Annotated in this window: 8 protein-coding genes; 1 reads left to right on the plus strand and 7 read right to left on the minus strand. The window is 62.8% G+C overall.

Annotated elements, in window-relative coordinates; translation table 11 throughout:
- Window positions 1-297: DEAD/DEAH box helicase family protein (locus ABJF10_RS26325; RefSeq protein ID WP_348547603.1), on the minus strand; the 297-nt coding region annotated here is incomplete at its 3' end.
- Window positions 298-384: 87 nt separating this feature from the next.
- Between ABJF10_RS26325 and ABJF10_RS26330 the strand changes: the two genes are divergently transcribed.
- A complete protein-coding gene (locus ABJF10_RS26330; protein WP_348547604.1) occupies window positions 385-855 on the plus strand; it encodes a hypothetical protein in 471 nt (156 codons plus the stop codon).
- Here the strand turns inward: ABJF10_RS26330 and ABJF10_RS26335 are convergent.
- The 6 genes from ABJF10_RS26335 to ABJF10_RS26360 form a co-directional block, all read right to left on the minus strand.
- Window positions 845-1,252, minus strand: coding sequence for a hypothetical protein (locus ABJF10_RS26335; RefSeq protein ID WP_348547605.1), 408 nt, complete (start codon window positions 1,250-1,252; stop codon window positions 845-847). The two genes, ABJF10_RS26330 and ABJF10_RS26335, sit on opposite strands and share 11 nt — an antisense overlap.
- A 55-nt stretch (window positions 1,253-1,307) precedes the next feature.
- A complete protein-coding gene (locus ABJF10_RS26340) occupies window positions 1,308-2,495 on the minus strand; it encodes a UxaA family hydrolase (RefSeq protein WP_348547606.1) in 1,188 nt (395 codons plus the stop codon).
- Entirely contained in the window at window positions 2,492-2,818 is a 327-nt protein-coding gene (locus tag ABJF10_RS26345; RefSeq protein ID WP_348547607.1) for a UxaA family hydrolase, read from the minus strand. Before ABJF10_RS26345 ends, ABJF10_RS26340 begins: the two co-directional genes overlap by 4 nt.
- Before the next feature lie 21 nt (window positions 2,819-2,839).
- Window positions 2,840-4,162 carry an MFS transporter gene (locus ABJF10_RS26350; protein ID WP_348547608.1) on the minus strand — a complete coding sequence of 441 codons (1,323 nt, stop codon included), beginning with the start codon at window positions 4,160-4,162 and terminating at the stop codon, window positions 2,840-2,842.
- A gap of 87 nt (window positions 4,163-4,249) precedes the next feature.
- Window positions 4,250-5,410, minus strand: a complete 1,161-nt coding sequence (locus tag ABJF10_RS26355) for a porin (protein ID WP_348547609.1) — start codon at window positions 5,408-5,410, stop codon at window positions 4,250-4,252.
- A gap of 57 nt (window positions 5,411-5,467) precedes the next feature.
- Window positions 5,468-8,801 (minus strand): GDSL-type esterase/lipase family protein (locus tag ABJF10_RS26360; protein ID WP_348547610.1); only part of this gene is annotated, 3,334 nt, incomplete at its 5' end.

Genomic DNA, 8,801 nt, shown 5'->3' on the forward strand with positions numbered 1-8,801 from the left:
GTAGGCCTCGGGCTGGTAGTAATCGAAGTAGCTGACGAAATACTCGACCGCGTTGTCCGGGAAGAACTGCCGGAACTCGGAGTAAAGCTGCGCGGCGAGGGTCTTGTTGTGGGAGATGACCAGCGTGGGCTTCTCCACGTTCCGGATGACGTTGGCCGCGGTGAAAGTCTTGCCCGAGCCGGTGACGCCGAGGAGGGTCTGGTGGCGGTTGCCGGCCTCGACGGATTTCGTCAATTTCGCAATCGCCTGGGCCTGATCTCCCTTGGGCTGGTACCGTGAAGCGAGTTGGAAAGACATAAGCGTTCAAGCTAGCACGGCCCCGGCGGAAGCACAAAAAAACACCGCTTGACCCCGCGGCGAACCGGGCCCTTCCTACGGGTAACCATGAACCGAGTTTTCGCTGCCACCGCGTTCATTATCGCGACCGCCCCGGCGGCGCTACACGCCCAACATTTCAACATTACTTATGCTGAAAAGGCGAACAAGCAGACCCTCCCGGCGGCGGCCAAGGCGATCGAGGACAACACAGACATCAAGGTCGCGCTCGCCGTGGATGCCGTCAGCTTCGGTCATGACGCCGAGGCCTGGGGCAACCTCTACATCGTCGCCAACCGCATCGTCGGCGCGGTGAGCGAGGTGGGTCGGGACCAAGTGGGCAAGGACGCCATCGAGCGCGACGTGAAGAAAGTGGTCATCGTCAAAATCGGCGCCGACGATTGGGACTTTGTCGAACTCAAGGACCACACGGTTTACGTCCGCACCAATGCCAGCGACAAGGCCATGACCGTGCTGCAAAATATCATCGTCGCAGCGCTCGAAAAGGCGCTGCACACCGGGCACCCGCCTACTCCTTGAAAAAGGCGGTGACCTCGTAGGTCATGTGGATGCTCGCGGGATAGACCAGCACCTTCTTCGAGTCGTTCGGCGCCAGCACGAAATGGATGGTGTCCACCTTGCTTTCATTCGACCCCGTCTCGATCGTCGTGCGCATATCTCCCTCGATGGTCTTGTTCAGGTGCGTGTTGCGCACCACCAGCGCCACCAGCGACTTGTCCGTCTCGGAATGCATGCGCTGATACTCCAGGGAGGCCGTCGCATCCTGCGGTCCGCTGTTGCCCAATTTCCACCACGCGGAATCCTTTTTCTTCGGCGGCGGCGGCTCGTGCAACTGCATCGACGCTTCACTCTCGAACATCGAGCAGCCGCTCAGGGCGAGCAGCAGTAATAACGCGGTATAACGAAGTGCGGACATGAAGGGCCGAAAGAAAGGGCCAAACGCCCCGGAGTCAAGCGTTTGCCGACTTTGCTCAGTGCGGGAGGCAGGCCGGGCCGAGGGGATCGAAGCTTTTGTAGACCAGCGAGAACTCGGAATGGCCCATCGCTTCGCTGGCGGTTTTTTCGCCCGCCGCCACGCGCAGGATGCGGTCGTAAATCTCGCGCCCCACTTCATCGAGCGTCGCGGCACCTTCGAGGATGCGCCCGGCATTCACGTCCATGTCCTCGCTCAAGCGGCGGAAGGTTTCCGGGTTGGCGCAGATCTTGATCACCGGCGAAATCGCCGAACCGACCACCGAGCCGCGCCCCGTGGTAAAGAGCGTGACGTGCGAGCCGCAGGCGATGAGTTCGCCGATTTCCTGGATGTCGCTGATGTTCGGGAAGCCCCAGCGCACCTCGCCGTCGGGCACGACATCGAGGAGATAGAGGCCGGCGGCCGGCGGCACGTCGCCCGGCTTGAGAATGCCGCTGATCGGCGAGTTGCCGCTCTTGCTGTAGGCGCCCATGGATTTCTCTTCCAGCGTGGTCAACCCACCTTCCGCATTACCCGGCGCGAAGCTGCCGTGGCCGAGCGTGGTGTAATAGCGGCCCGCCTTTTCGACGCAGGCGATCAGTTCCGGCGCCAGCTCGGGGCGCGCGGCCCGCGAAGCCATGATCCGCTCGCAGCCGATCAATTCGCCAGTCTCTTCGAAAACGACGCGCGCTCCATTTTGGACGAGCAAATCAAAGGTGCGCCCGACGGCCGGGTTGGCGGTGATGCCGCTCGTGGCGTCCGAGCCACCGCAGACCGTCCCGACGACGAGATCGCTCACGTCCATGGCGACGCGCGGCACCGTAGCCGTCTGCTCCAGGGCCTTGGCAATCCAGGCGCGGCCTTCTTCAATCGTTTTCCGCGTGCCGCCTGTTTCCTGGATGACCAGCACGTCGGCCGGCCGCCCGGTGGCACGGATATCCTCGAGCAGGTTTTTACGATTGAAACCCTCGCAACCCAGCGACACGAGCAACGCCGCGCCCACATTGGGATGCGTACAAAGCTGCTTCAGCATGCGATGCGCGTAGGCATTCGGATAACAGCCGGGGAAGCCGAGCAGATGCACGCCCTGCTCGCGAAAAGGAAACACGACCTCCCGCGCCACATGGTGTGCGCACTCCACGAGATACACGACCACCGTGACGTTCCGAATCCCCTTGCGTCCGTCGTTGCGAAGATAGCCGTTCATGCGTGGTGCTGGTCGAAATAGCGTGTCTGGTCCTCGCGCAAAAAAGTGGGCAGATAATCACTCTGCACGTTGTGCGTGTGTGCGTGTTCACCCGCCGCGATCGGTCGCGAAGCGGAGCCGATGGGCGCGCCGTACTTCACAATTTTCTCGCCCGCCGCGATGGCCCGCGCGGCGACCTTGTGGCCCAGCGGGAGGCGCGTCGGGACGACGAATTCGGCATCGCCCACGCGAATCTGCGCGCCTGCTTCCAGCGTCGCGATCACGGTCAGCACATTATCGGCCGGGTGCAGGCGTAACAGGCGGGGGTCGGTGGATGCAGGCATTGGCAGGGGCAACCTAGAGCATCACTCCGGCACGGCCAATGCCGGATTCACCTCGGCGTCCGTCACGGCGTGAATGTCATCGCATTCCGGCAGCCAAAACCACGCGACCAGCGCCGCCGGGAGAAACAACGTGCCGGCGTAAAGCAACGCCAGCCGATGGTCGCAGATCGCGCCCGCGCCGGTACCGACTTGCGCAAACAATCCGAAGACGACCGTGCCTGCGGCCGCGAAGACGCGTCCCGCATTGTAACAAAAGCCCGCCCCGGTCGTCCGCAGCAGCGTCGGGAAAAGCGGTGGCAGGCACATTGTGAAGAGCGCGAACGCACCTTGGGCCGCGCCGAGGAAAGGCAGCCAGAAGAGCACTCCATTCGCGTCCCGCACCACCCCGTAAGCCGCCATCATGAAGATGAAATAGGCCGCGAACATCACCGTGATCGCGCGTCGATAGCCAATGTAACGCGCGATCCAGCCGGCCAGGAAATTACCGACGATCGCGCCGATGGTCAGCAGGTAGAGCGCGTGATTGGCCAGCACGTCGACGCGCTCCTTCGACCAACCTGCGTCGCGCGCCATGGTGCGCAGATGGGCGGAATGCCAGAACATCAGCGCCCAATGCGCCGTGAGGCCCAGTGCGCAGACGGTGACCACAATGATGGTCGTCCGCCGCAACTCCGGCCCAAACAGCGCGCGCAGCCCCGGATGGCGGCCCCGGCCTTCCTGATTTGCCGCCGCCCACACTTCCGGCTCTGGCACTGCGCGCCGAATCCACAGCGTGAGCAGCGCGGGCAGCACGCCAACGAGAAAGATCGCGCGATAAGGCGCGCCGGCGAGCATGTAGCCCGAGAAGCAGGCAAGCAACACACCGGTGTTCACCGCCGTCTGCAACACAGCGGCCAACCACGGGCGCCAGCGCGACGGCCAGGTCTCCGCGAGGAGCGACGCACCCACCGCCCATTCACCACCGATGCCCAGCGCGGCGAGAAAGCGAAAGATCAGCAAGTGCCACCATTCGTGAGCGAAGAAGGACAGGCCGGTGAACGCCGCGTAGGTGAGGATGGTGAGAGTCAGCGTGCGACTGCGGCCGAGGATATCCCCGATGCGGCCAAAGACCGCGCCCCCAATCGCCCAACCAAACAGAAAGGCGCCCTGGATCAACGAAGCCTTGGTCGAGGCCGCCTGCGCCGATGGATTCACCCGCAACAGCTCTGCCACGAACGGCAGCGCCACGAGCGTGTAAAGGTGCATGTCCAGCCCGTCGAACATCCAGCCCAGCCACGCGGCGAGGCCGGATTTGAACTGCTGCGGCGTCACGCGGGCGCTCTGCTGGGGTGCGGGGGAAGACATGGCGGCGGGGAAGGCGAAACATTTAGCGCAGCCCGTCGGCGGTTGCACCCTTTCGTTTTTTGCCGGCTCAACGACGGATCTCCGGTCCTAGAAAAACAGCCGCAACCCGACCAGCGTGGTCCAGCCGTGGTATCCGGCGGAAGGCCCGGTGCCACCGCCGAGACGGGCATATTCCTCGCCGAACATGAGCTTCAGTTTTTGGCCGTAGACGTAGTAGTTGAGCCCGACGTAACAGGCGTTGTAGGTGTCGCCGGTGAAAGCGCCGACGGTCTTTTGCTGGCGATTGAGCGTAGTGATGCCGTTGCTCTCGGAGGCGACGGCGAGCTGATAACGCACGAGGAGTTCGAGTTTCTCGGTGAGCTTGCAGCCCGGCATGATTTGGAAACTGTAGACGTCGCCCTTGCCGGTGACCTGATCGCCATAGGCAAACTGGGGGACCATGCTGAAACGGCCCTTTTCGAGATCGAGATAGGTGGCGAAGGCGTGGCGATAGTTCTTGAAGACGTTGGTGTTCGCGTTTTTGCCGTCGGCATGCAGGTAATCGATGACCCAGAGCGCTTTCTCCGCCTGCCAGTCCTTCGAGAAGTCGTAGTTGATCTCCGCGAGATACGCCTGACCGCCGTCAAATCGCCCCAACTCCTTGTTCAAATTGGTTGAAAAAATCGCGGCGAGGTACCCGAAGTTCCCAACCTTGCCGCTGACCTCGGTGCCGGAGAGATAATCGGTGCTGCCGACGAGCTGATCGTCGAAAACCCCGCGCTCAAAGGTCTTCATGTAGTTATTGCTGAACGCCCGGTCGTAGCCGAAGTGCGGCTGAAATTTACCGAAGCGAATACCGAAAGCTTCGCTCCCCTCAATCCGCACCCAGAGGTTGCTGAGGCGATTGTAGAAGATCGATGGCGAATGGTCGGTGCGCAGAGCGGTATCGACCTCCGCTTCCACCTCGACGTGGCGGTCCACGAAAAAGGCATCGACGCCCAGACGGAAGCGGCGAGTCTCCAAAAAACTGGTGGACCCCCGATTGGATTCGAGGTCGAAATAATCTTCGTGGAGCCGTCCGATGATATCGAACTCCTCGATCACGGGATTGTGATCGTTCCGGTAGAGCTTCGGGATGCCCCAGATCCGGTCGAAGATGGATTCGCTCGTGGGCGCGGTCTGCACGCTCCGGCCGTCGTCGACGCTTCCGGCCTGGAGAGAGCCGGCCGCAACGACGGCGAACAGGGCGGCGAGCGCGGGGGATTTCATGTCGGAAGTGAGTCTGTCAGCGCACCCTTTGTCCAGACGGATGCAAGCGCACCACACCTATTTCGCGGCGGACTTCAGGCTCGAGAGGAATTCCACAAGATCGAGAAATTCGCCGGGCGACATGCCGTTGGCGAGGCCTTCGGGCATGCTGCTTTGCTTGATGTTTTCGCGCTTCTTGATGTCGGCGACTTTCACTTCTTGGGTGAGGCCGCCCGCGACCTTGAGGGTGAGCGTCTCGGGGGATTCGCCCACGACGAAGCCGCTATAGGCCGCGCCTTGCGTGGTTTCGACGTTCGTCGTCAGGAAGCCCGGCGCGATCTTGGCGTTCGGGTCGAGGATCGACTCGATGATGTCTTCGCGCTTCAAGCGGGCGCCAACGCCCGTCATGTTCGGGCCGTACTCGATGCCTTCGGCGCCCCACTTGTGGCACGCGATGCAGATGCGACGGAAGACCGCCTTGCCGTTGTCGGCGATGCCTTGGGCCTTGCCGATTTCCTTGATGAGATCCGTGCGTTTTTTTGCGGAGAGATCCGGCGTGGTGAGATACTTCTTGAGCGCGGTCGTCGCGGCGCCGCCGGGCTTCGCGAGCTGGTCGAGTTCGGTGAGGAACTCCAGGCCCTTGGGATTGTTGAGCGCGAGCTGCTGCGCAGTGAAAGCCGGCTTCCACGCCGGCTCCAACGCGCCGAGCGTCATTTGCAACGTGTAATCGATCCAATAATCGCGCGGGAGATTCACGGCTTGCAGCACGGCCTCGGCGGATTCCTTCGTCGGCACGAAGCTCAGCGCGCGAATCGCCTCGACGCGGGTGCGGGCGAATTCGTCGGTGACCTGCGCCTTCATCAAAGCCATCGCATTGGGGATGCGGTCCCATTCATCGGCGAGCACGCGCGTAGCGCCCGCCCGGGCCTCGCCAGTCTTCGCGTGCAGCACCTTTTCCAGCAAGCGCGGATCGACCGCATGATGCCCCTGCTCCACCCACAGCGCCTCGAGCAACAGACGGTCGAATTCCTTGTCCACCGGCGTGAGTTTGGCCACCCATCTATTGATCGCGGCGAGCACCTCGGGCGCGGGGCGGTCGCGCAATTCGCGACGGGCACGATAGCGGGTGCGCGGCTCGTATTCCTTGAGCTGATCGAGCAATTCCGACACCGGCTTGCCAAACTGCGTGACCGGTGTGAGCAGCGGCTTGTTCTTGTAGACGAGGCGGTAGATGCGGCCGTGGGCGTGGTCGCGCAGCGGGTCGCGCTGTGAGTACTGCATGTGGCCGAGCAGCGCCGCGCTCCAGTCGCCAAAATACAGCGCGCCATCGGCGCCGATCTGCGGGTCGGTGGGGCGGAAAGTCATGTTGTCCACCGCGGCGAGAATGTCGTCGGGCACCTGCTTGTCCTTGCCCTTCTCGTCCTGCACCGTCTTCTTGCGCCGCGCACCTTTGTAGCCCGCGCCGTCGTCGCCGATGCTGAAAGTGGTGAGCCCGTTCATGTTGATCGTGCAGGCGAAGACGAAGAGCCCTTGGACGTCATCGGGGAACTGGCGGGTGTAGAGAAATTCCGTACCGACATTCGGCCGCATGCCTTCCCCGTCGAAAATTGTGTTCACGCCCTTGCGCCCCGGAAACTCCGCGCCGCTGAGGGGCGTGTCCCAATGCTGCTGCGGCGTGGTGCCATCGCCGACGATCCCCTGCCCCCACCAATTGAAAACGTAGCACCACGGGTTGCCGTAGCCGGGCGTGACGAAGTGCCGCAGCTTCTGCGCGCGCGGATCGAGCACGTAGCAACCGGGGGCGCCGGAGCGGCGGAACGGACCCCACGGCGTTTCCACCGCGGTGCTCAGGCTCACGCCCTCGAGCATGTGCAGCAGTCCGCCGGGCGACCACTCGAAGGCGTTGATGCAATGGTGCGTGTCGTCCGTGGCCCAGCCATCGGTGAGTTCCATGACGAGGTCCGCCTTGTCGTCGCCGTCGGTGTCCTTGAGAAAAAGCAGGCGCGGTTCGTCGACCACGATCACGCCGCCATTCCAAAACTCGAAGCCAGTGGGACACGTCAGCTTGTCGTAAAAGACGGTCGCTTTCTTCGCTTTGCCCTTGGCGTCGAGCTTGTCGAAAATCATCAGCTTATCCGCGGGCCGCGGATCGCCGGGCTTCCACTGCGGATAGGTCGGCATACACGAGGCCCAGATGCGGCCTTTGTTGTCGACGTTGATCTGGTTGACCTTCGCCAGGTCGGGAAATTCGCGTTCGCTGGCCACGAGCTGCACTTCGTAACCCTCGGGCACTTTCATCGTGGCGATCGCCTCCTCCGGCGTCGGGTATTTCAATTCCTTCGGCTCCTTCGTGGGCCAGCGGCCCGCGCCGGTCTTCGGCACAAACAGGTCGCCCGTCTTGCTGTCATCCGGCTTCGCGGCGACTTTCCGGCCCTGGGCGATATCCGAGACGTAACGGTCGCGCACCTCGGTCATCGCGCGAATTTTCAAATACTCGCGCGGAAAAGTCTCCGTATCGAAAGTGCGCCGGCCGCCGTAGACGTACCAGCCGTTGAGCATGCGGTAGTCCTGCTGGTGGATCCATGACTTGTCGTTCACCGCCGCGCGCAATTGTTCAAACGCGGGTCCCCCGATCTTCGCCGGGTTGCTCGTCTCGAAAAGCGCGCGGTCGAGCAGCTCGGACACGCGGCGGTCGCCGGCTTCATTGGTGTGGGCGCCATCGGTCGTGAATTGCAGGCCTGGCTTGGCGGCGAAATCGGCGCTGGTCGGGGTAAAGAGATCGACGAAGGCGAGACCGCGCTTTTTGGCCACCTCCGCCACCGCGTTGGCGTAGAGCCAGAGGTTCGCGTTTTCCTTTTTGCCTTCGGGCAGAAATTTGTCGCCCGAAGCCTCGAAGGCGATGGGCGAAACGAGCACGAAACGTGGCGCGGCCTTCGTATCGTCGCGCGGATACTGTTTCGCGTAGTCGTCGAGGAACTTTTCGTAGTCCTTCTTGAATTTCTCCACGCCTGGCGGACCGATGAAGGATTCATTGTAGCCGAAGAAGCAGAAAAAGGTGTCCGCGCCGAAGGCCGCGAGCGGGTCGTCGAGGGCGGTGTAATTCGCCGAGCGCTGGCGGAGGGAGACTTCATCCGCGGGCCGCGCGAAGTTGCGCACGATGAGTTCCTGCTTGGGAAAGCGCGAGTGGAGCAGCGACTCGAAGTAGCCGTATTTGCCGAAATGCTCGGCCAAAGAATTGCCGACGAAAGCGACACGCTCGCCCTTGATGAATTCCAGCGGCAGCTTGCTCGCCGCCAACGCCGGGCGCGCCGGACGGGGAGCGTGCTTGAGCAACTCCGATCCCGGCAGCGGCTCCGCCCTGGCCTCCGCTTCCTTCTTTGGCTCCGGCGGCTTGGGCGGCTGGGGTTTCGGC

The sequence above is a fragment of the Chthoniobacter sp. genome, assembly GCF_040003245.1.
Taxonomy (GTDB): Bacteria; Verrucomicrobiota; Verrucomicrobiia; order Chthoniobacterales; family Chthoniobacteraceae; genus Chthoniobacter.

Excerpts from the sequence above, each read along its gene's own strand:
- ABJF10_RS26330 (WP_348547604.1), top strand. The coding sequence starts at position 385 with ATGAACCGAGTTTTCGCTGCCACCGCGTTCATTATCGCGACCGCCCCG.
- ABJF10_RS26335 (WP_348547605.1), bottom strand. The coding sequence starts at position 1,252 with ATGTCCGCACTTCGTTATACCGCGTTATTACTGCTGCTCGCCCTGAGC.
- ABJF10_RS26340 (WP_348547606.1), bottom strand. The coding sequence starts at position 2,495 with ATGAACGGCTATCTTCGCAACGACGGACGCAAGGGGATTCGGAACGTC.
- ABJF10_RS26345 (WP_348547607.1), bottom strand. The coding sequence starts at position 2,818 with ATGCCTGCATCCACCGACCCCCGCCTGTTACGCCTGCACCCGGCCGAT.
- ABJF10_RS26350 (WP_348547608.1), bottom strand. The coding sequence starts at position 4,162 with ATGTCTTCCCCCGCACCCCAGCAGAGCGCCCGCGTGACGCCGCAGCAG.
- ABJF10_RS26355 (WP_348547609.1), bottom strand. The coding sequence starts at position 5,410 with ATGAAATCCCCCGCGCTCGCCGCCCTGTTCGCCGTCGTTGCGGCCGGC.